Here is a 25,579-nt window from a genome sequence, read left to right on the forward strand (position 1 = left end):
TGTGCCGTAAGCGCATTCCGCATCGGATAGCGTCGGGCCATGACAGTTGATTTTTCGTGGTCGCAGTTTCTATGGATCGTCTTCATCTTTGTGGGCGTGCCTTCGACCTTCTGCGCGCTTCTCCTCTGGAGCAAGTCCTCGAAGTCGGAAGAGGACACGGGAACCGGCCCTTTAGGTTTGTGGGCCACCGGATTCCTCGCCTTCGTCTTGGGGTTTGTCTCGTGCGCCGGCTGGTTGAGTTGGTCGGCCCAGCAACAGGGCGAGTTCCGCGGACCTGGGCTCCCCGCGCCGAATCAGTTCCCGACATGGCAGGTGATCGCGTGCGGTGCAACGGTCGTGCTGCTGTGCTTCCTCGCCGCGCATTTGTCGCGTTGGGCCAAGACCGGGGGCTTCGTAGCAGCACTGGGCACTACGGCCGGGTTCTCGACTGCATTCTGCATCGAAGCGAGTACGGACGTCACAGGGCAGTCAGGCGTGGGCGTGTTTCTGTGCGTGGTCGGCTGGGGTTTCAGCTTGAGCGTGCTGATGCTGGTTCGGAACATAGCGTCCAACCACGGGTGGAAGCGGCTCACAGGCCAGCCCTGACAGCACGTCAGTCACGGGCCAATCCGAGTTGTACACGCCCGGCCGCACCGAGAACTTCGTGGTCACACCTACCATAGCCAACGTCATTTCTTGGTTGACGATTGTGAGCGTTGACTACTCTGACGCTGGTCACGGCGGTGACACGGTCCGCCGGGTGTCGTTCTGGACTGGCGGATGCGAAGTATTGGAAACGTGCGGTATTCCGGAAACAGACGTTAAGACATCCTGACGGTCCGTTCGGATTCAGGCGTAGCGGCCTGCCGCAGGTAATGGGTTGAGGGCGTCGCTGTCCCAAGTAAGTTTCTGGACGAAGTTCACCGGCAGCGCCTCCAACGCGAGGTTGGTGAGGACGGCGTCGGTGAGCATGTCGGTTCGTTGCCAGGCGACGAACGTCGCAATGCAGTACCACCGCAGCGCGAAGCTGTGCCGCAGCATGTGGGGACGGCACCACAACCTCCCGGACCGGTCACCCAACTCCTTTTCCCGCTCGCCTGTTCGCATCACGAGAGGTGTTGTACCAAGCAGCTTTGTGCCGCCGAAGACCATCCATACCGAGGAACAACATCATCGGTTCCAATCCCGCCGGAGTACGGATGAACAGTCGAGTCCGCAACGACGGACCCGCACTGTCCACATTCACCCGACGTCGCACCCCGTCCTGATCCACTGCCTGCAAGATGCCGTTCGAACCGATCTCATCGACCACCCATCTGTTGGGGACGTCGTACCGTCCTTCGCGCGCATCCGCGGCATCAGTGGTCGACGTGGTCACTTCAACCGTGGCATCGTGAAGCAACCGCGGTGTACGGATGGGACGGAGGCCAGCACGCGTTCCTCGAATGCGGATCTCACCATTCCAGACCCGCGACGACTAGGCGAGACCTCCTCCCGAGGGACACTCCGGACACGTGTCCGGCGGACAAGTGAAGCCAGGCTTGGGTTCGGTTTTCGGAACTGGTGCGTTGTCGGAGAGTGGCTGTGACGCCGATGGTGGCGAGGACGCCGACGATGAGGGCGACCCATGCTTGTGCGGGCACGCCGAGGGTTCCTTTCCTGGATTAGTGGTCCGGTCACATTGGTGCGGAGCCGTCGAAGCGTTCGAGGCTGTCGAGGACGCCGTTGTAGTTCGCCGGTCGGCACCGACCCAGGCCGACGATGAGGGCACAGGTGCCGTCGAGGGTGACCAGGTAGGACGGTGCGGAGCCGTTGTCGGGTGAGACGTGGTCGCGGGCGTCGAGCAGTGCGTAGCGAACGGCGTCGGCAGCTGCGCGTTTTGCGTCAGCGAGGTTTGGCTCAGCGCCGCTGGCGGTGAGTATTTCAGGGTTGTTCTCGGGGTGTGTGGTGACGGTCCACGTGATCATCGCGGTGGTTCCCTTCTCGCCTGCGGTGAGTGCCTGCTGGATTTCGAGCGTCGCACGGGGAGCGCAGCGAGTCGTGCGACGCGAAAGCAACTTTCAGAACTTGTGCAGCATCGAGCGAACTGTGGATAGCACACGTTCGGCCCCGCTCAGCGGGGCCGAACTTGTGCTATCGGATGTCAGACGTCATCGAACGCGTCGAGAATTTTGCTCGGGTCGCGTCGAAATCTGCCACCGTCGAGAAACACTCCAACGGCGGTGCGGTGAACACGGCGGAACTCTTCCATCAAGGTGTCATATCCGACGCGGTCGGTGACCCGCCAGGTAATCGGCCCCATATGCAGATCGACCCAGTGCACGGTGCGGCGCTGTTCGGTGTTGTAGCGGCTGTTCGGTACTACCGAGTGCTCGGGGCCGCCGAGCCAGAGAACAGAGATCGCCGCGGCGCCGAACTCTGCACCTGGCTGCGGCGGGTACGGGGAGTGTCCGTCGGCGCCGATGAGAGCGGCACGGACAGTGGCGAATCCGGCGATGACATCGCAGACGGCTTCGGCGCTGCGGAAGGTCATCATGACGTGGCCGAGGGTTACGATCATCTGCGCTTCGTCGGTAGCGGCGGCGGTGACGGTGATCGTGGCGTTCTGTGGGCCGGTGATGATCGCGGTGGTGTGGGTGACGATTCCGGCTGCACGGGCGTTGTGCGCTGCGGTGGTGTTGCGGTCCTGGCGGATGGTGTTCTTGGGCATGTCGGGCTCTCCTAGTCTCGCGGAACCGGCTCCCCCGGCCCCTCGCTCTGCCAATTTCTTTCGCCGTCATCTGGCTTGAGGAGAGAAGGCGGCGCACGGGACCGGTGTCCTGGCACTGGGACAAAAAGTTTTCAGCCGGAGGCGCTATGAAAAGTTTTTGGAGCCCGTGGGCCGGAGCGCAGCGAAGTCAGGGGTAGGTAAGGCGGGCCCGGGTGTTGCATGCTCGGACAAGCCCGATGTGCGAAAGAAATCGATCTCTTGTACGCGTAGCGCAGCGGAGCTCAATCCGGATGGACGCCCGGAGGGTGGCCAGAACGCCGGCAGGCGAATGCAGTTCATCCAGAAGCCGGATGTCGTCCGCACCTCCCCCGGAGTCCAACGAGTGGCGACCGTGCGGGAGCGACGGATTCCGGCCACACTCCACGTCGCGGTAGCCCTCGTCATCCAGTTTTGAACCGCTCTCCGCCGTCATCCAGGTCACCGTCATAGTTCTCCTTCGAATCCCGCGGAACCGATTCCTCCCATTTGCGGTATCGACGCATCGCAGTCGACGCCACGGACCCGTCAGTCTCCATTCCTATTAGCGCCCATGACCATTCCCTGTGTGCGTGCCGAAGTCGCGCCGTCTCCGTTACCTCGGCCGGTAAGTCATCCTCGTTCTCTCGCAGGTCGTCGTGAGGGAGGACGTCCTGCCGAACCTTTCGGTCGTCGAGCGTGAGCTCAGTCTGCAACCGGTCCCTATCGCTACCTGTCAGGTCGCAGCTCACGTGGGAGGGCTCAGATGATTCCGGTTCTATCGCAATCAGCTGTGACTGCGATAGCTGACCTCGCGGTGCCCTCAGGACGACGGCCAGAACCTCCGTCATTGCAAGGAGCGCAATAGGCGCAATGGTCGCTATACCCGCAGAGACCACTGCCGGGAGCGCCGTGGCGCTGAGCACCGCGTGGTACGAGTTGCCTGCAATCGATGCTGTGGCCGCGACGCGCAGGATCGCAACGACGAAACGTCGACCCCGGATTGTGCGGTCATCGGTGTGATTCGACAGCGCAATGGCTGTGACGGTCGTCGACACTATTGCGCCGTCGAGGACTACAGGGATGACCCAGGCCTGCCCGTCACCGATGCCGGCCATCGCTGCAAGCTCGCGCAACACCGCGAAGCTCAGCCAGAACGATGCCCCCGCTATGCCCACGGTGAGCGCAACGGCAGTGGCAAGCGCCCATTGCAGGATTCGCGGGTGGATCGGTACTGCGCCGTTTCCGGCGTCCATATTGCGATCTTCTCGGTCGATCTCAGTCGTATGAGTGGTCATCGGATTCTGGGGCCCCTTGCCAGCGGTCCTGTGCGTTGCGGGAACGGTGCGCCCTCGTTGAACCTGTTGCGCAACGTGTCCAGGTATTCCTCGACTGCAGCGTTGACGAGATCTGACGGTCCGCGGGGTGCGCCGGGTGTTGCGGACAGCGCTTCCGCTGCGTTGAGGAGATCGTCGACGGTCGACCTGTACATGTAGTAGGACCGCTTTTGTTTCGTGTCCGCGTCCGGTTGAGTCGGGGGCTGCGCCTGCGCAACTACTTCGTGCGCACGTTGCGCATCGAGCGGAGGGTCGACGGGACTCGATCCGGCCAGTGCGCTCTTCATCCGTTCAGGTCTGGCCATCAGCTCACTCCTTCAGTGAGGGTCGAAATGGTGTCGCGGTAGATCGTTGCCAGACTCCTCGACTTGGTGGTGCCCCAGTCTTGCAGGCTGGTCTGGGCTTCCATCGAGTCCTTGATGACTACCCGTTTGGGTATGGTGTCGCCGAGGATATTGATGCTGGTGGCTATCTCGGCGAGCTGTTCGCGTCCCCCGATGGTGCTGATTTCGTGCATGTTGATGATGGCGCCCATTAGTTCGAGTTCGGGGTTGTAGCTGCGTTTGACTGCGTCGATCGTGCGTCGCAGTCGCGCGAGACCGTTGGCGGAAAACAACGCGGATTGACTGACGACGACGGTTTTTCGCGCTGCCACCAGTGCATTGATGGTCAACAGGTCGAGGCTGGGTGGGCAGTCGATCAGAATGACGTCGTAGACGTTGCTCAGTAAGTCCACAGCGTCGCGAAGTCGTCGTTCACGGCCGGCGCCCGCGACCACCAGTTGGTCTCGAACGTAGGCAAGGGATTCGTTGACGGGGACGGTCGGGACGAGTTCGACACCGGGCCAGATCGTGGGAACGAGGGCGTCGACGATCGTGACGTTCGAGGCCTCGGACAGGACGTCGGCCACTCCCACATCGTCGCGTTCGAGCGGTTGCTTGGTCAACACCGTGCTGACGTTGCCCTGCGGGTCCATGTCGATCACGAGTGCGCGCCGACCTGCCTGTGCCACAGCGAAGGCGAGGTGGAAGACCGTGGTGGTCTTGCCTACTCCCCCCTTCTGGTTGCAGAAAGCAATCACGTCAGCGGTCATGGTGGGTCTCACTTCCATGGGATGAATTGGAGGCAATGAACGTCATGCGCGCATCGGGCGCAAGAATTGCATTGGATGAATCGGCCGTATCGCTTCCGAGGGACGAGATAGGCGAAAGGGGCCTACCGGATGCATGGGGCGACTGACACCCCAAGGATGCGGCACCTCCATGGGAGGCATTAGAAGCGTTGTGCACCCACACTTCCCAAACACGCCACGGATGCAACGCTTCTATTGCTGGCACTGCGCGTGACGAAAGCAAAGCATGTACGACGTCCATGACGGTCGAGTCATCCCTAGCACTCCTTACGGGTAGTTCGGAGAAACGTATTGGCCTGCAACGAGTTCTGCGTGCTTCACCACTAAAACCTCCGGGACGAACTTGGTCCCGACTCGGCGCACCCGTTACGTCGCCTCGCCTCAGAGTTGAGTTGGATGCAGGCGATTGGCCGCCGTGATCGGTACGGCAACGCGGATGGAGGAACTGCCAGTCGATCTTCTCTACACGGATAGCGATTGTTGGATCGAGGGGGCGGATGATGACTTTGGTTGTTGGTTTCCTTCTCTGCATGGTTACCTCTGTTGGTGGTCATGGATGTAAGACAAGGGACTTCGTCTGTTGCTCTTGGACCCCCCATGGGCTGAACCCAATTTCCGCACCCACGGTGTCCGCTCCACGCCCGATGGCCCCGCGTCGCAGTGGACGCGTGGCTAATCGGTATCGCCACCTGCTCAATGATCAGTCGGGCTGGTGGTGCCTCGGGGCCGGTCGTCGAGGATTTACAAAGGGTGCACATGCCGGCGGCAGGCTGGTTTTTTCGTCGGGCTCTGCCAGATAACGACGCAGCGTCGAGTGCTTGGCCGGTAGCGACCGTCACCTCGGACCAATAGCCGAGGTGCGGGTCGTTCAGATTGTGGCGTAAGCGTCTCGTACGCAGGTGAATTCACAACTGGGACGTGTGAACTCGCGCGCAACCGACCCATGACGTCATCGATGATTTCTCGAAGATGCGATGGGGTGGGTTGCGAATAGCCTTGAAAGGCTGGTCAACACCGACTAGTATCCAAAGGTGAAACTCCTTCCTGCAAGGTAGAGGTTTCGAAAACGCCCTCGGCCTCGGTGCTTGTAACACCGGGAATCGCCGGGGGCGTTTCTAGTTCGTAGGGGTCAGGAGTCAGCGGCATCTCAGGCGACGCCCGAAGTTACTTCCGACTGTGCTTCCAGACCCTCGATGTATTCGTCGATTGCCGTGTCCGGGATGAGACGCCGCTTTCCGATCTTCACACTGCGAATCTCGCCAGTAGCGATCTTGTTGAAGAAGTTCGAGCGCCCAAGCCCCGTGCATGCCATGGCCTCCGGAACTGATAGCAACCGTCTGGGCATTTCCTCACCTTCCGTTGTTTTATGTTGCGATCCCATAATCGAGCCCGAAATCGCCGTGGTCCATGTGACTCCAACGCAGATTATCAACTATGTGATCCTGCCGCAAGAACTAGCGAGAATCGGCTAAGCTCTGTGTTCATGACACAGTCCTGGTCAGAATCCGTGGCCGCTCGCATCATGGGCGAGGTGCGGCGACTAAGAGGGAAAGAGCACTCCGCGCTCTCCGCAGCCAAACTGGCCGAGCGCACCACCGACATCGGCTTCGGCATCTCGCGCAACGTTCTTGCCGAACTCGAAAACGGCCGAAAAAAGAGCGTCGACGTGGCCGAGCTGCTGGTTCTGGCAGCCGCGTTGGGTGTCTCGCCCGCCCAACTCATGTTTCCCGACTTGCCGAAAGGCGAAGTCGAAGTACTACCCGGGCTCCCCCAGGAATCCCACGATGCCCTGCGATGGTTCAGCGGCGAAGCCGGCCTGCTAAAACCGTCTCCTGGCTGGTCCGACACGGAGAACGAGGAACCAGTCGAGATGTGGGTGCGAGAACAGTTCGACCCTAAGAACGATCGCGTCAGCATCACGCGAGAGTGGCTACAGGCCCTTCAGACCATGCGTCGAGCACGTGCACAGCTGCGGATTGGACTAACGAAGAAGGAGTCGGCGGAGCATGTCGAGACGATGCAGATGGCGTACGAAGATGCCCGTCGACGCTCCGAAGTGCTGTTCCACCAGATGACAGACCTTGACATGGACACTGGAGACGACGAAGCAGATGCCTAGAGAGCGACTTCGACTCGGTGAGTGGGGAAAAATTACCACCCTCAAGTCAGGTGGGCGCACGGTCGCACGGACACGCATACGCGATACCGACGGCAAGAAACGAACAGTCGAGGCGAGCGGCAGATCTGCTACTGAGGCGAGAAGTCGGTTGCAGGAAAAGCTCTCCGAACGCACAGTTCCGTCCGGCGAAATAATTCAGGAGCTCACGAAGTCGTCGACGATGTCACATCTATATGCGTACTGGATTGACCAGAAGGCTAAAGTAGTTGCACCTCAGACGATTACAGGCTACAAGCAGGCCTGGTCCTCGTATTGCGCGAGCCCTGTCGGTGAACTTCTGATCCGCGAGATTACGACGGGCAAGATCGATTCGCTTATCTCCTCGATCTCGGAGCGCACTCCCAGCGGCGCACGAATCTCGCGGGTCATTCTCTCTGGGATGCTCGGGACCGCAGTTCGCTTCGATTTTCTCGAGCACAATCCCGTTCGTGAGGTCCCCCGCCCGACAATCAAACGGCAAGCCATTCGAGCACTGACTCGAGACGAGCTCGACGAGCTTCGCGGGCGGATCCAAAACTACTGTCGCCACCAGACTGTCGACCAGCTCGGAGTGATCTCACCAAAACTCGGCCAGAAGCCAGGAGCGCACCTCGAGGACATTTTGATGTTGCTTCTCGCCACCGGTGGCCGAATCAGCGAAGTTCTTGCCTTGACGTGGCCTCAAATCGATCTGATCTCTCAAATTCCGCGCGTCACGATTAACGCGACGCTTGTCGTCCCGCGTGCAGCGGGTGAACGTCTGTTCCGACAGGAGCACCGAAAAGGCGACTCGCCACCGCTCACGCTGGTACTACCAGCGTTCGCGGCCGATGGCTTACGCCGACGCCAGGAGCTTCCCACGTACTACAACCCATGGAACGCCGTCTTCGTGACCGCCACTGGCAACTGGGTTTCGCCGGCTAACGTCCGCCGATCATGGCGAGCAGCCAGAGGCGACGAATTCGAGTGGGTGAAACCTCACACACTTCGGAAGACAGTGGCGACTCTTGTGAAGGAAACCTACGGCGTCGAGGCCGCACAGATGCAACTCGGGCACGCCAACACACGTGTGACCGAAGCGCACTATATCCAGCGCGTAACCGTCGCACCCGACATGACCAGCGCACTCGACTCTTTCGCACCAAAAAGATGAGTAAAAGGTGGATTCGTGATTTTCGCGCAGAAAGCAAAACACCCCCTCGCCGGCTTTACACTGGTGAGGGGGTGTTTCAGGGTGCGCCATCAGGGATTCGAACCCCGGACCCGCTGATTAAGAGTCAGCTGCTCTAACCAACTGAGCTAATGGCGCCGATCCGCACCGCCGGTGTTCTCTGCGGTGCGGGAGAAACATTAACAGGAGAAACCGTTAGATGTGAAATCAGCAGGTCAGACCCCCTGTGACGTCAGCTGAAGATCTTTCGAACGACGAGCACTGCGACCACTGCACCGATGCCGATGAGTGTGAACTTGACTGGCGGCTCGTTCAGCTTGGCCACCACGGTCTGCTTCGTGTTCTCCGCGATCCGCTTGGGGCTGGCCCTGACGCTGAGCTCGTCGAGAGTGCCGGCGAGCTGATTGCGTGCGGCTTCGATCTCGCGTTCGATCTTGTCCGTGTCCCTGGCCACGTGTCCTCCAACTTGTCGCAAAGATTGTGTGTCACCTGCGAGCCTAGAGCACTGCCGATCTTGCATCAGGCCCTGTGGCTAGTCTCGACACGTGACCGATATCAAGAAGCTAGAGGCCGGCGACACCGCTCCCGCGTTCACTTTGCCCGACGCAGACGGAAACGACGTCTCCCTGGCCGACTACAAGGGCAAGAAAGTCATCGTCTACTTCTACCCAGCCGCCAGCACGCCAGGCTGCACCAAGCAGGCCTGCGACTTCCGTGACAGCCTCGCCGAACTCAACGGCGAGGGCCTGGAGGTCATCGGGATCTCTCCCGACAAGCCTGCCAAACTCGCCAAGTTCCGCGACTCCGAAGGTCTGAACTTCCCGCTGCTGTCCGACGTCGAGAAGTCGACGCTGAAGCAGTGGGCAGCGTTCGGCGAGAAGAAGAATTACGGCAAGGTGTACGAGGGCGTCATTCGCTCGACATTCCTTGTCGACGAGTCCGGCAAGATCGAGGTGGCGCAGTACAACGTCCGCGCCACCGGACACGTCGCCAAACTTCGTCGCGATCTATCTGTCTGACCTACCCAACCTCTGCAAGAACAGCGCTTCGGCCACCGCGAGGTTCTCGATCTCGCGGGGGTCGACGCTTTCGTTCGGAGCATGGATCCGGCACTGCGGTTCTTCGACGCCCATCAGAATGATCTCTGCCTTCGGGAATGTCTGCGCCAGAGCGTTGCACAACGGAATCGAGCCACCCTGCCCAGCCGATGACACTGGCTTACCGAACGCCTCGGCCAGCGCGTCGCCCAGAGCCGCGTAACCGGGTCCGTCCGTCTTCGCCCTGAACGGCGAACCGGTCGCCTCACGTTCGACGACGATGCGCGCATTCCACGGCACATGCGCCTCCAGATGCGCCACCAACGCGTCTTGAGCGTCTTGAGCGTCGATACCCGGCGGAACCCGCAGATTGAGGCGTGCAGACGCCGTCGGCGATATCGCGGCAGCCGATCCGACGACGGGAGGGCAGTCGATCCCGAGCACCGTCAACGCCGGACGCGCCCACACCGCGTCCGCAACCGACGCGGAGCCGGCGAGATCCACGCCGTCGAGAACGCCCGCGTCCGCCCGAAAACGAGCCGACTCGTACTCGATGCCGTCCCACCTCTGATCGGTGGCGAGTCCGTCGACGACTGTGTTGCCGTGTTCGTCGCGCAGCGTGGACAGTAACTGGATGAGCGCAGCTACCGCGTCGGGTGCTGGCCCTCCATACATTCCCGAGTGCACCTCACCCTCGAGCGTGTCTATTCGGACGATGACGTTCGCAATCCCACGCAGTGAGGTCGTCACGGTCGGTTGGCCGACGGTCGCATTGCCGGTATCGGCTATGACAATGATGTCGGAGGCGAACAACTCGGGCCGCGTCTCTACGAGATCTTCCAGGCCGCCTGTGCCCATCTCCTCGGAACCCTCTGATACGACGGTGATTCCGACGTCCAGATCGTCCCCGAGTGCCCGAAGCGCCAGTAGATGCATCACGAGATTGCCCTTACAGTCCGCTGCGCCTCGCCCGTACCACCGGTCGTCGCGATCGGTCAGCTCGAAAGGCTCACTGCTCCAGAGCGTTCGCTCTCCTGGCGGCTGTACGTCGTAGTGCGAATACAACAGCACCGTGGGCGCACCAGCATGGGCCTTTCGATGCCCGACGACAGCAATCGAGCCATCGACCGTGTCGATCAGCTCCGCGGTCTCGATGCCGGCGTCGAGAAAACGCGTCGCGAACCCACTCCGCGGCTCCGACGCACTCTTCATGAGGAAACTGCCGCGCATCGGCTACTGATCGAAATGCGACCAACTCGGCCAACTCCCGCCGAGCGCGCGGCATTTCCGCCGCAATACTGGCACGAAGGCGGGAACCAACTTCGGTCATCGACACTCCTGACACTCATTTTCGACAGCTCATCGTCCGTCGACCATTGTGTCATCGAGAAGTCTCAGTTTCCGACGATCTCCTGTTCCAACCACTGGGCTGTGTGCTGCCAGTGCCGGTCCCAGGCTTCCTGCTCCAACTGTTCCGCCGACTTCCCCGCCTCGGGAAGGACCGTAGGCACGGCGAACACAGGCGGGTCGACGGTAGCCCTCGGCACTACCGCCGCGGCAGGCGGAATCTCGGAGGAAGGGATCGGCGTCAGCGCTTCCGATCGTGCGACACCGGTCGCCGGATCAACGGTCCACTGCTGGACCGGCGCAGGCGCGTACACGGGCAGCTGCGTGACCGGGTCGATGGCCACCGGTTGCTGAGCGACGGTATCGATGATCACCGGGGGTGCCGGAACAGCAGACGGCGCAGGCTTTGCGAGTTCGACGCGTTGCGTGGCGCCGGCCAACGACGTGTCTGCGTCGGTGGCTCCTGCGGCTATGGACTCGTTCTGGTCGCTTTGTCTGGGGGCGTCCTTCGGCAACGTCGAGGCCAGGGCCACGCCGCCCGACAGCACCGCCGCCAGTAGTGCTGCGGTCAACACGAGCTTCTTGCGCGGTATCGCCCGGCGGTTCGACGTCTTGGCAAGCGTGATGTTGGCGGCAGGGACCGTCGAGAGCAATGAAGTGATTCTGGGCAGCCCAGAGACTTCCGGTGCCATCGCAGCTGTCGTGCGGGCATGGAGAACAACAGGTGTCGCGACCTTCGCGGCGCCGTTGGCGGCCAACATGCTTGCCCCGCGTGCCGCGATCTGATGCGCGCTACCGACGCGTACAACCGGGACACCGAGCCCAAGCTCGAGAATGTCGATCAGGTCCTTGTTGCCGGACGGATCACCGAACAAGGCAACCGAATCCGGTGTGCGGCCTGCCGTGTCGAGAACCTCCCACGCCAGCGGAACCGTACTGCCGATCTGCTCAGGGCTCATCGATTCCAGCACTGCCGTTTTGGGCGGAGACAAACTTTCGCGCGCGGCGTCGACCAACGCCAGCGATACTTCGGTAGCACTCATGTAATAGAGCAGGACGCACTGAGCGGATTCGAACTCCGGCGACCGAGCCAGCCATCCCAGGAAAGCTGCGGACGCAGAGATCAGCGTTACTCCGTCGAGTTCACCGCCCTCGACCGCCGCTGCAAAACGATCACGCTCAGTGTCGGAGTGATACACGAGCCCGATGCCGTCCACGCCGACCGACCGGCGTGAGGCGACGGCCTTCATGGACTCGACTGCAGTCACCAAGGAAGACGATCCACCGCCGTCCAGCGATGTCGCCTGACTTGCCAGCACTGCACCCGCTACAGAATCGAAGAGGACCGCAGTCAATGCGCCGGACTCGATCGACAAACCAATTGTCGCCACGCCATTCTCCTGTGCCCTAGGGTGAGGCTCCCGACATGAACGCCTCCGATAGGAGATCGGCGACGCACACCCTGCACTGAAACGTAACTTCCGCTGTGAACCATACCTAAAGAATGTTTTCTTGACTAGAAAACAACCTATTACCTGTCACAACCTGAACACAAGGGTGCACGTCAGACTTGACGACGCATTCGCAAACTCGAGGCAACAATCGGTATCTGTTACCGCGCGTTGTGGAGTAGAAGCACGTCAGGCCGCTAGCCTGAGCGTGTGGAGTCCTCTGCTAGTGCCCAATCCGCGAGACGTCTCGACGCCGCTCTCGAATCGACGGCGGAGACTCAAGAGCTGATGCCCCGTCGCCGACCGACGCAGGAACGCAGCCAACGCAAATTCGATGCGCTGCTCGCCGCATCACGAGATCTACTCAGTGACGTCGGGTTCGAATCGTTCACCTGCGAGGAAGTTGCGGCCCGCGCTGAGCTCCCGATCGGCACGCTGTACCAGTTCTTCGCCAACAAGTACGTCATCGTGTGCGAGCTCAACCGTCAGGACCTTGTCGGCGTTCAGCAGGAGCTCGCCGAGTTCAACGGCGAGGTGCCCTCACTCGACTGGCTCCGGTTCCTCAACAAATTTGTCGACCACATGGCCGGAATGTGGATGTCGGATCCGTCCCGACGCGAAGTGTGGCTGGCGATGCAATCCACGCCGTCCACCCGCGCGACCGGCGTCATCCACGAGCGGGAATTCGCCGACCAGGTCGCGAAAATGCTCGGCCCGTTGACTCCGCGCACCCCGCGGGCGAAACGCAACCTGATGGCTCGAGTGCTCGTGCACGTCGTGTATTCGATGCTGAACTTCTCCGTCCAGGACGGCCAGAGCCACGAGGACGCCGTCGCCGAGCTGAAGCAGATCATGACGGCCTACCTCCTCGTCGCCGAGAAGCAGAGCAGGCGTCCGGGCGGATCCGTCATCGAATAGTGCGCCCCCTCGGTGACCGAATGACGCATCCGCTCCCACCACCAAAAGCCACTCAACACCCCCCGGAGCGCACGAAAAACGCCGGCCCACCCGCAGGTGGACCGGCGTTCCCCGTCTACAGACTTACTCTTCCAAAATCGCCACGGCAGCGGCCATGTCGCCGTCGTGGGTCAACGAGAGGTGGATCTTCACCGTCGGCAGGAATTCGAGTGCCATTCCGTGCAGCTTGATGGACGGCCTGCCCCACGCGTCGTTGACGACCTCGATGAGCGGGTACGGGTTGTCACCGATCTGCGGCGGCCTCGCGAACCTGGATGTCGCCCAGGCCTTGAGAACTGCTTCCTTGGCGGCCCACCGTGCTGCGTAATGGCGGGCCGGGTCGGAACTCTTCGTTGCCGCGTGTCGACGCTCCCCCGAGGTGAAGCTGTCACGGATCATCGTCGTCCCTGCCTTCTCCATCTGCTCGGCGAAGTCGGACACGGTCACCAGGTCGAAACCTACTCCCAAGATGGCCATATCTACTTGCACCCCGGCAGACCCGAGCGGTAGACGTCGTCGTCGCCGAGGCGTGCGGCCTCGGTGAGCAACATGTCTGCCTCCAGCTCGCGCGACGCCTTGGCCGGCGTCCCGTCGTGTCCGAGCCTGCGGTCCTCGGGACGCTCGTACAGAGCGTCACCTCCTACCATCGCGGAGATGAGCCTGCGCTGCCCGGCAATACGACGCTCGTTCGCAGCAGCAACATAATCCGCCCGACGTTCGGCCGGCACAGCCTCGATGAATGCCTGCGGGTGGACCACAGCGATGAGGCCGGAGACGTGGCCGAAGCCGAGGCTGGTCAGCAGACCTGCCTTGAGCGGTACCGAGTCACCGAAACGGAGTGGCTCGCGTGCCCAGACGAGGTGTTCGAACTCGGTCATCTTGTCGTCGACACAATCGAGACTGCGGTTCGGCGGGATGACTCCGTTCGTGAGCACCTGGCAGAGGCCGATCAGCTGGAACGCTGCCGCACCGCCCTTGGAGTGTCCGGTAAGGCTCTTCTGCGAGACCACGAACAGTGGTGCCCCGTCGGTGCGGCCGATAGCCTTCGCGAGACGGGTGTGCAGTTCTGCCTCGTTCGGGTCGTTGGCTGCGGTCGAGGTGTCGTGCTTGGAGATCACGGCAATCTCGTCGGCGCTCACACCGAGTGCATTCAAGGACAACGCGAACGAAGAATCCTTGCCCCCACGGCCGGCGCTCAGCGCACCGAGCCCCGGAGCCGGGATCGAGGTGTGGACGCCGTCGCCGAACGACTGTGCATAGGCGACGACACCGAGAACCGGCAGACCCATTTCGAGCGCGAGGTCACCGCGTGCCAGCAGGATGGTTCCGCCACCCTGCGACTCGACGAATCCTCCGCGCCTTCGGTCGTTCGCCCGTGAGAATCGTCGATCGCTGATTCCCTTGGCGGACATCGCTGCCGAGTCGGCAGTGGCCGACATGTCACCGAAGCCGATGATGCCCTCGGTGCTCAGGTCGTCGAACCCGCCTGCCACAACGAGCTGCGCCTTGCCCAGCTTGATCTTGTCGACGCCTTCTTCGACGGAGACCGCGGCGGTTGCGCAGGCTGCGACGGGGTGAACCATCGCTCCGTAGCTACCGATGTAGGACTGAACCACGTGCGCAGCAACGACGTTCGGCAGGGCTTCCTGCAGGATGTCGTTCGCACGAGCGTCTCCGAGCAGGGTGTCGATGTACAGCGAGCGCATCGATTCCATGCCGCCCATACCGGTGCCCTGAGTGTTGGCCACCAGCGTCGGGTGGACCCAGCGCATCAGTTCCGACGGGTTGAAGCCCGAAGAGATGAACGCGTCGACGGTGGTGACGATGTTCCACAGCGCGACACGGTCGATGGAGCCCGCCATATCGGGCGAGATGCCCCACTTGGTCGGATCGAATCCGGTAGGAATCTGTCCACCCACGGTGCGGGTGAGCTTCATCTTCCGAGGAACGCGAATCTCGGTGCCCGCCTTGCGGGTGACCTGCCAGTCGCCGGAATCCGGGACCGGGGTGATCAGCGTGTGCTCGGGATCGGCCGCAGCGAACGACCGTGCATCGATCTCGGTTCCGACGACGAACGTGAGGTCGTTGTCGAGGAAGACCGAGGTCATGAGCGGTGCGCTGTTGCCGACCATGGCGCCGTCGTCACCGTAGGTACGGATACCACACTTCTCGACGACGATGTCGTGGTACGTCTCCGCGATGTCCTCTTCCGGGACGAGGTCGCCGGACTCGATGTCATACCAACCCGGCTTGGGATCGTTCTCCCAGGCGATGAGGCCGGTGTTCCAGGCGAGCTCGAGAACGCCTGCTGCCGAGAGCTGCTCGTCGACCTCCATCTCGAAACGGGTCCGTGCAGAGCCGTAAGGTCCGAGCTCACCGGCGCCGACGATGACGATCAGATCCTTCGGATCGACGTCGAGCGTCGGCCAGGCCGGAGCCGTCGTGGCAGCGAGCCGCGGCGGTGCGGGCAGTGCGGCGATGACCGTACTGCCGGTTGCCTCTTCGACCTTCTCGGCGGCAGCGGCGGCCGCGTCCCTGGCAAGTTCGACGAGGTTGAGCTTGGTGTTCGCAAGTCCTCCGGTCAGGTCTGCCAGCAGTGGAGCCTGCGCAGCCTGGCGGCGTGCGTCCACCGTGCAGAGCTTGAGCAGTTCGGTTGCCATCTCCTTGGTCGACCAGGTGCGAACGCCTTCGGCTTCGACAGCTTCGACGATCGGATCGTTGCCGCCCATGAGGCCGGTGCCACGAACCCAACCGATGTGAGCGTGGGCGATCGAGACGCGCTCGGCCCAGTTCTTCTCCGAGCCCCACTTCGCCGCGATGGCGTCGAGGGCTGCCTTGGACTCGCCGTATGCACCGTCGCCACCGAACATTCCGCGGTTCGGGGAACCGGGGAGTACGACGTGCAGGTGCGTGTCGATATCGCTGTCGTAGCCGATCTTCGACAGTCCGCCGATGAGGCGCTCGACCGACCACAGGAGAACGCGCATTTCCATTTCGGCGCGGCCACCGGCGTCGGACAGTTCACCGACGACGCGAGGAGCGGCGAACGGGAAGAGCATCGTCGGGGTGATCCCCGCCTTGACGAGAGTCTTTGCACCACCGGCATTGTCGACCTGGTCGCTGCCGATCCACTCTATGAGCGCATCGACATCGGCGTACGACGCGATGTTTGCGGGCACGACCCACAACGACGCTCCGGCACGAGCATTCTCGCGGTAGAGGCTGCGGTAGAAGTTCAGTCGCTCGTCGTTCAACTTCGAGGTCGTGATGAAGACCGTCGCGCCGCCGCCGAGCAGCTTGCCCGCAACCGAGGCTGCGATGGATCCCTTGCTGCCTCCGGTGATCACGGCGACCTCGTCGGCCCATTCGCCCTTCTCGTCGGAGACGAGTGCGATCTCGGCGATACGGCCGTAGGTCTCGGCGAGAAGCGTCTTGCGCTCGTAGTCAGCCTTGTTCTTCCACCACTGAGCTTGAGCTGCAACCGCTTTGCCTGCTCCGGCGAAGCTTTCGACCGCGATGTCGCCTGCGGTACCGAGCCACAACCGGGCCAGGTCCTCGCGAGCGGTCGCCCAACGGTCGTCGATCAGCACAGCGCGACGGGCATCGAATGCCGGTGCGACGAGTCGCGGCCAGTCCGAGCCCAGTTCTGCAGCAACCAGATCCACGAGCAGCGCATCCGGGTTCTCCACAGCAAGCGCGTTCGGCTGCTCGGCCAGACCGAGCTGCTCGAGCACCAAGCGTGCTGCCGACGCGAGCACTCCGTCCCTACCGGTGATGTGTTCGGTGAACTCACCCAGTGCGGCTGCGTCGACGGTTCCGCCGCCGCCACCTCCCGTGGAGGGCAGCGAGACTGCAACTCCGCGGCGTGCGGCCACGGCAGCAACTGCCTGGTCGATAACGGTGTCGACGGCATTGCCGTCGGCTAGCGCTCCATCGGCGAGACCGCCGAGGGCTCCGCCGCGCACCGACACACCGTCACGAGTACCGAGGGCAACCTCGGCGGTGACGTGGTTGGCCCAGCCGTCGCCGAGTTCCCAGGTCTTCTTGACGCGGTCGGCGATGGATGCGGGACGACGTCCCGACGGTCCGAATACCTTGCGCAGGTGATCGTTGATCGAGTCGCTGAGCACAGGCCCGAACGGCTTGTAGGTACGAGCCAGCTTGTTGACCGTGCCCGAGAGCGCGCCCATGTCGGCGTCGGCTGCCCCGTCGATGGCACCGAGCGAGAGCTCGGAACCGAGGTCGACGAGCAGCTGATTACGACGCGAGGAGACGCCGTCGCACAGTGCCTCGATGGTGTCGGCGGGTCCGATCTGATCGAGCTGCAGTTTGGTCCACAGTCCGATCAGGATCTTGGTCGCATCCGATGCGCTGAAGGCGATGTCGTCGGGACGAGGTCCGCCGGACGGTGCGCCAGCCGGTGCGGGTGCGGCGGCCGGAGCCGCGGCCGCCGGCGCGGCTGCCGCTGTTTCGACGGGTACTGACTCGTCCTCGTCGGCAGGTGCCGGGTCGGTGTCGGTGCCGTAGACAACCGCGGCATCGCGTTCGACGTTGAGCACCTCGACCGGGAAGCCGAAGCGGCCCGGCAGCTTGAGCGTGTTCGTCGCCAGGTTGGCGACGGTCGGCATTGCACTGAGGCCGATTTCGACGAAACGCTCGACACCGAGTCCGCCCTCGGTCTCGTCGCCGAACAGCAGGTCCTGCGTTTCGATCCAACGGACCGGGCTGGCGAACTGCCACGCCAGGAGCTCGATCAGGACGACCCGGCACAGATCGTGCGGACGTGCTGCCCAGGAGTCGAAGTCGGCAAGAACGTTGTCGAGGGGCTCGGACGGAACTAGATCCGCGATCTCCTGAATGAACGAACGCTCCAGCGAGAACGGTCTCGGGACCAGGTTCGGAACGTACCGGCCGAGCAGGATCTCGGGATCGAGATCTGCAGGCAGCAAGGTCTCGAGGCGGCGGCGGAAGTCCGCGACTCCCCCACGAAGAACCGTGGAGTGGAACGGGACGTCGATGCCGGGCACCATGACGTAGGCAGCCTTGCCGCCGAATTCGGCACGGCGAATCGCGATCTTCTTCTCCAGCTCGCCGAGTCCGTCGACCGTGCCGGCGATTGCGTACTGCGAGCCACGCAGGTTGAGGTTGACTATTTCGAGGAATTCGCCGGACTCTTCGGCGACGCCTGCGACGAATCCCTGCACGTCCTCGTCGGCCAGGCCGATCTGCGACGGGCGAATTGCAGCCATGCGGTAGTTGCTTCGACCTGCAGCATCACGCGGTACGAGTGCATGCATGGCCGATCCACGCTGGAAGACGACCTCGAGGACGGCTTCGAGCGGCAGCACTCCTGCCACAGCCGCGAGAGCGTTGTACTCACCCACCGAGTGTCCGGCGAGAATCGAGTTCTCTACGAATGCACCGGACTCACGCAGTTCGGCAACCTGTGCGACACCGAGGACCGCCATCGCGACCTGGGTGAACTGCGTCAGGTGCAGCACGCCGTCGGGGTGCTTGTGTGTCGTACCGCGAGCCTTGAGAGACGTCGGATTGTCGCGCACGACAGCAAGAATCGAGAAACCGAGAGCCTTGCGTGTGTGCTTGTCGGCGCGCTCCCAGACCTCGCGGGCTGCCTTCGAGCGTGCACGGGCATCGAGTCCCATGCCCTGACGCTGGATGCCCTGGCCGGGGAATGCGTAGACCGTCTTCGGGGCTGCGGTACGAGCGGAGGCGACCATGACGAGTTCGCCTGCAACACGGCAGGAAACCTCGATCAGTTCGGCGCCCTGATCGAATCCGGTCCGGTCGATGCGGACGTCGATCTCCGCGCCCGGACGAACCATTCCGAGGAAGCGGGCAGTCCATGCAGTCAGGCGTCGCGGCGGAGTCTTGGTGTCCGCGTAGTCGATTGCGGTCACGGTTTGCTGCGCGGCGGCGGAGAGCCACATTCCGTGCACGATCGGGCTTCCGAGACCGGCGAGTAGAGCAGCGGGATCGGAGGTGTGGATCGGGTTGTGGTCGCCCGATACCTGAGCGAACGCAGCCATGTTGCGCGGCGCGAGAATCGTGGCCTGACGGCGACGGCGACGCGGGGTGTCCTGCGCGTCGGCCGAGACCGAACCGCCTGCGCGTGCCGGGTCGACCAGTTCGCCTGCTCCGGTGCGTCCGCGAATGGCGAATCGCTCGACCAGCGTCGCGATGGCCGGGGCGTCGAGACCCTCACCGAGCATCGCGCCGATGTCGACGGTGACCTCCACGACGCGACCGAGATCGGTGTCGAGCACCTCTCCCACTGCGGCCTTGACGACCAGGATCGAGGCGTCGGTCGGCAGTTCACCGACGAGGTTGACGCTGTGATCGAGGTGGACCAGGTCCAGCATGCCCTCGATGACATCGACGTCGTTCTCATTCTTCGCGGCACCGAGCACAGCGAACACAGCAGGCCAGCACGCACCGACGAGTACGTCGGGGACGGCTTTACCGCTGACGGTCAGTGTCTCGGGCAGTCCCGATCCGGTGACGCCTGCGTGGTCGGCGACGAGGTCGGGAATCCACGCGAGGTTGATGCGTGCGACGCCGTTCTTGACCTTCGGCAGCTCTTGTCCTGCAGCAACTCCGAGGAGGGCGGACATCGACGCCTGCGCATCGGCAGCGGTCACTACAGGTGCGCCTCCGTCGACGGTCGACGCGGGGACGGTCAAACGAATGCTGACGTCCTTGCCCGGTGCGAGCAGAACCGTCAGGTCGACATGTTCGGAATCCACCACTGTCAGTGTGGATCCGGTCTGCGGGTGAGAGGCGACGGACTCGGACGTGACGAGCCACTCGGCCGGATCACCGAGGCGGGCAACGGGGTTCTGCGTCATCCGCGATGCCCAGTTCACGTCGGGAGCGGCGAGGACGATGCCGAGCAGTCCCGGCGCGATCTCGGCGTGACGACGGCTCGAGATCTGGGTTGCTTCGGCGCCCTCGGCGACCAAGAGATCGGCGGTGGCTTTCTCGAAACGGTCCAGCAGTTCACCGACCGGCTCGTCGACGCGGGTGATACCGGCGACGGCAACGGTGCCGGGGATGATGCAGACCTGGTCTGCCGAATACCGTGAATCGTGCGCCTGCCACAGCGAGTCACTGCGCCACCAGCGACGGACATCGCCGTCGACTACCGGCACGAAGTTGACGGGCTTGCCCGGCAGACGGCACAGCGAGGTGAAGAACGTGATGTCTGCGGGGTGCAGGACAACGTCGCCCGCGTCGGGGAACTGAGCGATCAGTGAGCGCAGTGCAGCGCGGGGCCGTTCGAGTGTCGAGGTGTCGGCGAACAGCGTCGGGATGGGGCCACGGTCGACCGGGTGCAGACGCGCCTCGGCGCGCTGCAGCATTTCGAGGAAGCGAGTGCGCCAGGTGACGTCGAGCCATACCGATTCGGTTGCTTCCGAGACGGCTTCGTTGAACTCGCCGCCGCAGTCGAATTCCCCGTGGTTGTCCGAGCCGATGGCCAGATCGAGATAGCGGGTGAGCCACTGTGCGTAGGTCATATCGGCGACATCGCCGAAGAACGGCTTCGCGGTGCCGTCGAGGGCAGCGATGATCTCGTCGCGGCGTTTCGCCACGGCGTCGGAATCACCGGCGACCTCGTCGAGTAGGCGTCCGCAGCGCGAGGCTGCGTTGTCGATCTCGTGGATGTCTGCGCCCAGCTGGCTACGTCCGGAGGCCATTCCGCCGTTTGCGGTCCCCGCACCCACCCAGTCCGGAGTTCCGGGAGTGTCGACGAGGAGCTGCTTGACCTCGGGCGCGGTAGTTGCTTCCAGGGTTGCCATCGCAGCGGTTCCGACGAGGATGCCGTCGAGTGGCATCTTCGGGTAGCCGTGCACGGCGGACCAGGTGCCGGTGAGGTATTCGGCAGCCCGCTCGGGGGTACCGATCCCGCCGCCGACGCAGATCACCAGGTTAGGACGTGAACGCAGTTCTGCATACGTGGTCAGCAGCAGATCGTCGAGGTCTTCCCACGAGTGGTGTCCGCCTGCGCGACCACCTTCGATGTGCATGTTGACCTGGTACGACGGAACCTCGTTGGCGATCCGGATGACGGCGCGGATCTGTGCGACGGTGCCGGGCTTGAACGAGACGTAACTGATGCCTGCTTCGGTGAGCTCCTCGATGAGAGCGACTGCTTCTTCGAGTTCGGGGATGCCTGCGGTGACCACAACACCGTCGATGGCGGCACCGGCAGCACGAGCGCGCTGCACGATGCGGCGGCCGCCGAGCTGTAGCTTCCACAGGTAGGGGTCGAGGAAGAGCGAGTTGAACTGGATTGCCCGGCCGGGCTCGAGCAGCTGAGTCAGCTCGGCAACGCGGTCGGTGAAGATGTCCTCGGTGACCTGTCCACCGCCGGCGAGCTCGGCCCAGTGGCCTGCGTTGGCGGCCGCGGCGACAATCTTGGCGTCGACGGTCGTCGGCGTCATGCCCGCGAGCAGGATCGGCGAACGTCCGGTCATCTTGGTGAAGGACGTCTCGACGACAACCCGGCCGTCCGGCAACGTGACCGGTTTGGGGGCGAACTCGGACCAAGACGGCTGCACCTCGGGCGCTGCACCCGGGGTGAGAAGGTTGCGGTGTCCACCGCGCGTCGACGCGGCAATGATTCCGACGCCCTGGCCACGAAGAGCAGGGGTGGTCATTCTGGTGAGGAGGTCACCTGGACCCAGGTCCAGTACCCACTCGGCTCCGGCGTCGACGACTGCGTCGATCTCGGTGACCCAGTCGACGGGGTCGACGAGAATGCGCTGCGCAAGGCTGCGCGCGACGTCGACATCGAGGCCGGTGCGCTGCGCCCAGGCCGCAACCAGTTCGACGGCGTCGTTCAGTGCGGGGTGGTGGAAGCCGATTTCGACGGGGAGCGTCTCGAAGACGGGCGCGAACACCGATCCACCGCGCTTCTTCGCATCGCGTTCACGCTCTTCCGACGCCGCTATCTGCTCGCTGCGCTCCTGAACGCGGGCGAGCTGTGCGGGAGGGCCGGCAAGTACGACACGGCGACGGCCGTTGCGGATGGCGAGCACAGCCGAGCGCTCGGGTGCGCCTTCGATGGCGAGTTCGTCGACGATGGCCGCAAGCCGCTCGGGCTCGACGTTGGCGACGGCGACCATCGGCGCGCGGTCGGCAGCACCGATGATTCCGCGGCGGCGTCCGACCAGTCCTGCTGCGGCACCGATCAACTGTGCGATGGCGAGCAGGCGCGCGTCCTCACGGCCGTTGCTCTTCACCGACTCGGCGGCGATCAGACCCTGCGAGTGTCCGACGACCGAGACCGGGGGCGCCTCGGCGGGGTCGAGGCCCTGCAGCTTCAACGCGCGCAGTGCCGCAACCTGGGTGAGAAATACGCCGGGGAGAGATACAGCAGCAGAGGTGAGTGATGCCTCCGACGGACCGAAGGAAGCGACGCCGTCGACGTCGTCGGCGAGATCCTGTTCGAGCATCCAGCCGATGGGATCGAATCCGACGGACCGCACGACGAGGAGGTCGTCGGCGACCGGCGCGAGAATCGATGCCGACTCGTTGACGAGGTCGGTCAGTTCAGGCTCCAGCGCAGAATCGCGCGCGAGTTCTTCGAGGGAGCTGAGCCACGGCGAACCCTGTCCACCGAACGCGAGTGCGTAAGGCTCACCGGCCGCGAAGCGGTCTGCGAGGGTACGAGAACCGCCACCGCTCTTGGCGGATCTGCCCGCGCCCTGTCCGTGTGATGGTGTGCTCTCGTTGATCGTCAAGGTGCTGTTGTTCCTCTCGTGAGCAACTCGGGGGCCCAAGTCTGCTTCGTCGGCGACGTCCGTGGTTGGCGTCCAAGGAGCGAAATCGAGGAGCTCGACCGTCGCGTGCAGCGAGGTGGCTCTATCCGCGTGCCACCAGGTTGACACAGAATCATGAGGAAATCCTCACGTTTCATATGACGTCCAACTGCTACTCGCGAGTAGCCGGTTGAACCGTGGTTTCAGAACACGCTGTCCAACTCGCGAGTAACAAACATCGCTGCAGGCAGTGCGCAGATCGACCGCCGGGAAACATGAGGAAAACCTCAGCTTGATCGTTATCATTCCGTTATGTGAAGCTCGCCACATGCGGCGTGATCTCAAACCTGTCGGAGCCCAGCGGTAACTTCTCGAACCACACCAAGTTGGTCGCAATCCTGGGGGGATTCATGTATTCAACGGTTACACATATCTTTTTGGAGCAGGACCATCAGAGATTCGCCGATCACATCGAGGCGAACACAACCGCATCAGAGCCGGCCCTGTGGACGCCCGGGTGGCCCGAAGAAGTCGAGGCCGCGCTACTTGACGCGGTCTTCTCCGCTCGGGCGTCCTACGGCGGCCCCGAAACGGGCGTACGCCGCGTGGTGTCCCGGTGGCGAGCGCACCGAGGACTCGATCGCCTCGACGATCTCGGTGCGCTCGTTGCCTTTGCCGACAGGCCGGACGAACTGGCCGAGATCCTCGGAAACCGTCAACGCGTTGCGGGAAACTCCACGACGAAAGCCGAGGCCGTTCTCCTGACGGCCACGGCACTACACAACCTCGGGGTGCGCACGACCGAGGATCTGGACGACGACGCGCATCGCACGGCATTCACCGCCGTCACCGGAGTGGGGACCAAGACCTGGGAATGCGTGCTGTTCATGGCGGGCCGGCGCACACTCGACTCCTTGCTCCATTTCATCGCCTTCACCTCCGCCGGTGTGGGTCGCACGCTGTCCGGCGCGGAGACCGAGATACTGATGCAGGTCACCGCCGAGGACATGGGCGTCGAGCTCGCGGCGCTCGAACATGCGGTGTGGCGTTATCAGAGGCGCATTCCCCTACCGAAACCTGCATCCCCGTTGCGCGACGCCGGCTAGCCGATCGAGTCGGTGTGGCCGCCATCGATCAGCGCGGCCACACCGTCGAGAATTCGCTCGACTCCGAATACGTACTCGTGCAACGGATCACTGGCCGCGCCGTACGACGTCGAGGCAGCCGTCCCAACACGTGACGACAGTGGATAGCGATCACCGACCATGACGCGTTCGAGGACCGGAGCCGTCGCTTCCCACCATTGCGCGTCGGTCATTCCGGACTCGACACGGACCTTGTTGAACCGAGCGAGCGCCCGCGCGGTGCCTGCGACGTGCGTCAGGACGAGGGTGAGAACCGAATCCATTTCGGTGTCGGTCAGCCCGACTCCGTCGATGACACCGAGCTCGGCCTCGTACTTGTCGTTCGTGTGCGGACCCAGCGCGCCGCGCGCACCCTGCGCGTCAAGAATCCACGAATGCCGTTGGTAGAGTTGCCAATTACGGTCGGCGACGAACCGTAAGCCCTCTCGCCAATCACCTACCGAAGAAGCTGGCTCATCGATGCTGGAGTACAACGAACCAAGCGCGGCATCAATCATAAGATCGGCGAGATCCTCGCGTCCCGGCACGTGCGTGTAGAGCGACATCGCTCCGACGCCGAGTCGGTCGGCGACCTTTCGCATCGACACCGCATCGAGCCCGTCGGTGTCCGCGATCTCGATGGCGGCCGTGACGATCGCGTCCACGCTCAGTCCGGTTCTGCTCGGCTTCTCGTCGACGCGCCACAGCAGACCCAGCGTGCGGGCCGGATCGAATGTTGCTTCCTTCTTGCTCGCCACATTCGCACAGTACGCCGTACGGCCTCTGGCCCGCGCAAACACACGTGCATGTGCGCGACGGGCGGCGTTGTAGACTTGCCGAGCACTCGCGCGAGTGGCGGAAATGGCAGACGCGCTGGATTTAGGTTCCAGTGTCTCAGGACGTGGGGGTTCAAGTCCCCCCTCGCGCACAACGATCACAATCAGCTCTCCCCTAACTACCAGTTGTAGTAGCCACTCGGGTACCTTCGTGGTGTGGCAAATTCCAGCACTCGACGCAGACCCGCACTCATCGTGCTGGTCCTTGTGTCCGCGCTGGCCTGCCTGGCTCTCGGCTGGTGGCAGTGGGAACGCTTCGAATCGGTCGGCGGTAACGGCCAGAATCTCGGCTACGCCTTCCAGTGGCCACTGTTCGCGGGCTTCGTGATCTACGCATACCGAAGGTTCGTACAGCTGGAAGACGGGGTCGACCAGACGGAGGACGGCGCCGAGCCCGCCGCAGTAGTCGTGCGTGAAATTCCCGCCGACCTACTCCCCAAGCGTCCGGCTGCAGTCGATTACGACGATCTCGACGACCCGGAAGCTCGGCAACTTCTCGAATACAACAGCTACCTCGCAGAGCTCGATCGCTCCCGCGAGTAA

At 63.1% G+C, this 25,579-nt stretch carries 21 protein-coding genes, 2 tRNA genes and 1 pseudogene; 8 read left to right on the plus strand and 16 right to left on the minus strand.

The features are described from left to right. Positions 1-39: 39 nt before the first annotated feature. Positions 40-585, plus strand: a complete 546-nt coding sequence (locus QMK17_RS23455; protein ID WP_283511696.1) for a hypothetical protein — start codon at positions 40-42, stop codon at positions 583-585. 243 nt (positions 586-828) lie between these two features. Here the strand turns inward: QMK17_RS23455 and QMK17_RS23460 are convergent, their stop codons facing one another. The 9 genes from QMK17_RS23460 to QMK17_RS23500 all read right to left on the minus strand — a co-directional run bounded on the left by QMK17_RS23460 (position 829) and on the right by QMK17_RS23500 (position 6,518). Continuing rightward, entirely contained in the window at positions 829-1,020 is a 192-nt protein-coding gene (locus tag QMK17_RS23460; protein WP_283511697.1) for a hypothetical protein, read from the minus strand. Between the two features lie 31 nt (positions 1,021-1,051). Beyond that, positions 1,052-1,357: a hypothetical protein gene (locus QMK17_RS23465; protein WP_283511698.1), complete on the minus strand. Its 306-nt coding sequence runs from the start codon at positions 1,355-1,357 to the stop codon at positions 1,052-1,054. 76 nt (positions 1,358-1,433) lie between these two features. Further along, on the minus strand, positions 1,434-1,622 hold the full coding sequence (locus QMK17_RS23470) for a hypothetical protein (RefSeq protein WP_283511699.1): 189 nt from the start codon (positions 1,620-1,622) through the stop codon (positions 1,434-1,436). Between the two features lie 33 nt (positions 1,623-1,655). After that, positions 1,656-2,036, minus strand: coding sequence for a hypothetical protein (locus QMK17_RS23475; protein ID WP_283511700.1), 381 nt, complete (start codon positions 2,034-2,036; stop codon positions 1,656-1,658). A gap of 86 nt (positions 2,037-2,122) precedes the next feature. Further along, a complete protein-coding gene (locus QMK17_RS23480) occupies positions 2,123-2,689 on the minus strand; it encodes a hypothetical protein (protein ID WP_283511701.1) in 567 nt (188 codons plus the stop codon). A gap of 440 nt (positions 2,690-3,129) precedes the next feature. Beyond that, positions 3,130-4,002 (minus strand): DUF2637 domain-containing protein, encoded by an 873-nt coding sequence (locus QMK17_RS23485; RefSeq protein WP_283511702.1) that lies wholly within the window; start codon positions 4,000-4,002, stop codon positions 3,130-3,132. Beyond that, positions 3,999-4,346, minus strand: coding sequence for a hypothetical protein (locus QMK17_RS23490; protein ID WP_283511703.1), 348 nt, complete (start codon positions 4,344-4,346; stop codon positions 3,999-4,001). Before QMK17_RS23490 ends, QMK17_RS23485 begins: the two co-directional genes overlap by 4 nt. Next, positions 4,346-5,134 (minus strand): ParA family protein, encoded by a 789-nt coding sequence (locus QMK17_RS23495; protein ID WP_283511704.1) that lies wholly within the window; start codon positions 5,132-5,134, stop codon positions 4,346-4,348. Before QMK17_RS23495 ends, QMK17_RS23490 begins: the two co-directional genes overlap by 1 nt. A gap of 1,186 nt (positions 5,135-6,320) precedes the next feature. After that, positions 6,321-6,518: a helix-turn-helix transcriptional regulator gene (locus QMK17_RS23500; RefSeq protein ID WP_136171689.1), complete on the minus strand. Its 198-nt coding sequence runs from the start codon at positions 6,516-6,518 to the stop codon at positions 6,321-6,323. 138 nt (positions 6,519-6,656) lie between these two features. Between QMK17_RS23500 and QMK17_RS23505 the strand changes: the two genes are divergently transcribed. Both QMK17_RS23505 and QMK17_RS23510 read left to right on the plus strand, forming a co-directional pair. Further along, positions 6,657-7,292: a helix-turn-helix domain-containing protein gene (locus QMK17_RS23505; protein WP_283511705.1), complete on the plus strand. Its 636-nt coding sequence runs from the start codon at positions 6,657-6,659 to the stop codon at positions 7,290-7,292. After that, positions 7,285-8,484, plus strand: a complete 1,200-nt coding sequence (locus tag QMK17_RS23510; RefSeq protein WP_283511706.1) for a tyrosine-type recombinase/integrase — start codon at positions 7,285-7,287, stop codon at positions 8,482-8,484. The genes QMK17_RS23505 and QMK17_RS23510 overlap by 8 nt, the downstream gene beginning before the upstream one ends. An 82-nt stretch (positions 8,485-8,566) precedes the next feature. On the opposite strand, the gene QMK17_RS23515 is transcribed toward QMK17_RS23510, so the two are convergent. Together QMK17_RS23515 and QMK17_RS23520 are read right to left on the minus strand one after the other, a co-directional pair. Beyond that, a tRNA-Lys gene (locus QMK17_RS23515) sits at positions 8,567-8,640 on the minus strand. A 94-nt stretch (positions 8,641-8,734) separates the two neighbouring features. Then, the gene (locus tag QMK17_RS23520; RefSeq protein WP_283511707.1) at positions 8,735-8,956 is read right to left on the minus strand and encodes a DUF3618 domain-containing protein; all 222 of its coding nucleotides are present in this window, start codon (positions 8,954-8,956) and stop codon (positions 8,735-8,737) included. Between the two features lie 91 nt (positions 8,957-9,047). On the opposite strand from QMK17_RS23520, the gene bcp reads away from it, so the two are divergent. Further along, positions 9,048-9,521, plus strand: a complete 474-nt coding sequence (gene bcp / locus QMK17_RS23525; protein ID WP_283511708.1) for a thioredoxin-dependent thiol peroxidase — start codon at positions 9,048-9,050, stop codon at positions 9,519-9,521. On the opposite strand, the pseudogene QMK17_RS23530 reads toward bcp, so the two are convergent. Together QMK17_RS23530 and QMK17_RS23535 are read right to left on the minus strand one after the other, a co-directional pair. Then, positions 9,510-10,869, minus strand: a pseudogene (locus QMK17_RS23530) (dipeptidase). The gene bcp and the pseudogene QMK17_RS23530 sit on opposite strands and share 12 nt — an antisense overlap. 64 nt (positions 10,870-10,933) lie before the next feature. Beyond that, positions 10,934-12,277, minus strand: a complete 1,344-nt coding sequence (locus QMK17_RS23535) for a hypothetical protein (protein ID WP_283511709.1) — start codon at positions 12,275-12,277, stop codon at positions 10,934-10,936. 348 nt (positions 12,278-12,625) lie between these two features. Between QMK17_RS23535 and QMK17_RS23540 the strand changes: the two genes are divergently transcribed. Then, complete coding sequence (locus QMK17_RS23540; protein WP_442972820.1) at positions 12,626-13,255, plus strand: TetR/AcrR family transcriptional regulator; 630 nt, start codon at positions 12,626-12,628, stop codon at positions 13,253-13,255. Between the two features lie 123 nt (positions 13,256-13,378). Here the strand turns inward: QMK17_RS23540 and acpS are convergent, their stop codons facing one another. Together acpS and QMK17_RS23550 are read right to left on the minus strand one after the other, a co-directional pair. Next, on the minus strand, positions 13,379-13,771 hold the full coding sequence (acpS, locus tag QMK17_RS23545) for a holo-ACP synthase AcpS (RefSeq protein ID WP_283511711.1): 393 nt from the start codon (positions 13,769-13,771) through the stop codon (positions 13,379-13,381). A 2-nt stretch (positions 13,772-13,773) separates the two neighbouring features. After that, entirely contained in the window at positions 13,774-23,058 is a 9,285-nt protein-coding gene (locus QMK17_RS23550) for a type I polyketide synthase (RefSeq protein WP_283511727.1), read from the minus strand. A 455-nt stretch (positions 23,059-23,513) separates the two neighbouring features. On the opposite strand from QMK17_RS23550, the gene QMK17_RS23555 reads away from it, so the two are divergent. After that, a complete protein-coding gene (locus tag QMK17_RS23555; RefSeq protein ID WP_283511712.1) occupies positions 23,514-24,182 on the plus strand; it encodes a hypothetical protein in 669 nt (222 codons plus the stop codon). Here QMK17_RS23555 and QMK17_RS23560 read toward each other — a convergent pair. Next, positions 24,179-24,958 carry a TetR/AcrR family transcriptional regulator gene (locus QMK17_RS23560; RefSeq protein WP_283511713.1) on the minus strand — a complete coding sequence of 260 codons (780 nt, stop codon included), beginning with the start codon at positions 24,956-24,958 and terminating at the stop codon, positions 24,179-24,181. The genes QMK17_RS23555 and QMK17_RS23560 overlap by 4 nt on opposite strands. 88 nt (positions 24,959-25,046) lie before the next feature. On the opposite strand from QMK17_RS23560, the gene QMK17_RS23565 reads away from it, so the two are divergent. Both QMK17_RS23565 and QMK17_RS23570 read left to right on the plus strand, forming a co-directional pair. Continuing rightward, positions 25,047-25,128, plus strand: a tRNA-Leu gene (locus QMK17_RS23565). 64 nt (positions 25,129-25,192) lie between these two features. Next, entirely contained in the window at positions 25,193-25,579 is a 387-nt protein-coding gene (locus QMK17_RS23570; protein WP_283511714.1) for a transcriptional regulator, read from the plus strand.

Origin of the sequence: Rhodococcus sp. G-MC3 (assembly GCF_030063335.1) — a bacterium.
In the GTDB taxonomy this organism is placed as follows: domain Bacteria; phylum Actinomycetota; class Actinomycetes; order Mycobacteriales; family Mycobacteriaceae; genus Rhodococcoides.

Excerpts from the sequence above, each read along its gene's own strand:
- QMK17_RS23485 (WP_283511702.1), bottom strand. The coding sequence starts at position 4,002 with ATGACCACTCATACGACTGAGATCGACCGAGAAGATCGCAATATGGAC.
- QMK17_RS23460 (WP_283511697.1), bottom strand. The coding sequence starts at position 1,020 with ATGCTGCGGCACAGCTTCGCGCTGCGGTGGTACTGCATTGCGACGTTC.
- QMK17_RS23540 (WP_442972820.1), top strand. The coding sequence starts at position 12,626 with ATGCCCCGTCGCCGACCGACGCAGGAACGCAGCCAACGCAAATTCGAT.
- QMK17_RS23455 (WP_283511696.1), top strand. The coding sequence starts at position 40 with ATGACAGTTGATTTTTCGTGGTCGCAGTTTCTATGGATCGTCTTCATC.
- acpS (WP_283511711.1), bottom strand. The coding sequence starts at position 13,771 with ATGGCCATCTTGGGAGTAGGTTTCGACCTGGTGACCGTGTCCGACTTC.
- QMK17_RS23505 (WP_283511705.1), top strand. The coding sequence starts at position 6,657 with ATGACACAGTCCTGGTCAGAATCCGTGGCCGCTCGCATCATGGGCGAG.
- QMK17_RS23495 (WP_283511704.1), bottom strand. The coding sequence starts at position 5,134 with ATGACCGCTGACGTGATTGCTTTCTGCAACCAGAAGGGGGGAGTAGGC.
- QMK17_RS23490 (WP_283511703.1), bottom strand. The coding sequence starts at position 4,346 with ATGGCCAGACCTGAACGGATGAAGAGCGCACTGGCCGGATCGAGTCCC.
- QMK17_RS23510 (WP_283511706.1), top strand. The coding sequence starts at position 7,285 with ATGCCTAGAGAGCGACTTCGACTCGGTGAGTGGGGAAAAATTACCACC.
- QMK17_RS23480 (WP_283511701.1), bottom strand. The coding sequence starts at position 2,689 with ATGCCCAAGAACACCATCCGCCAGGACCGCAACACCACCGCAGCGCAC.
- QMK17_RS23500 (WP_136171689.1), bottom strand. The coding sequence starts at position 6,518 with ATGCCCAGACGGTTGCTATCAGTTCCGGAGGCCATGGCATGCACGGGG.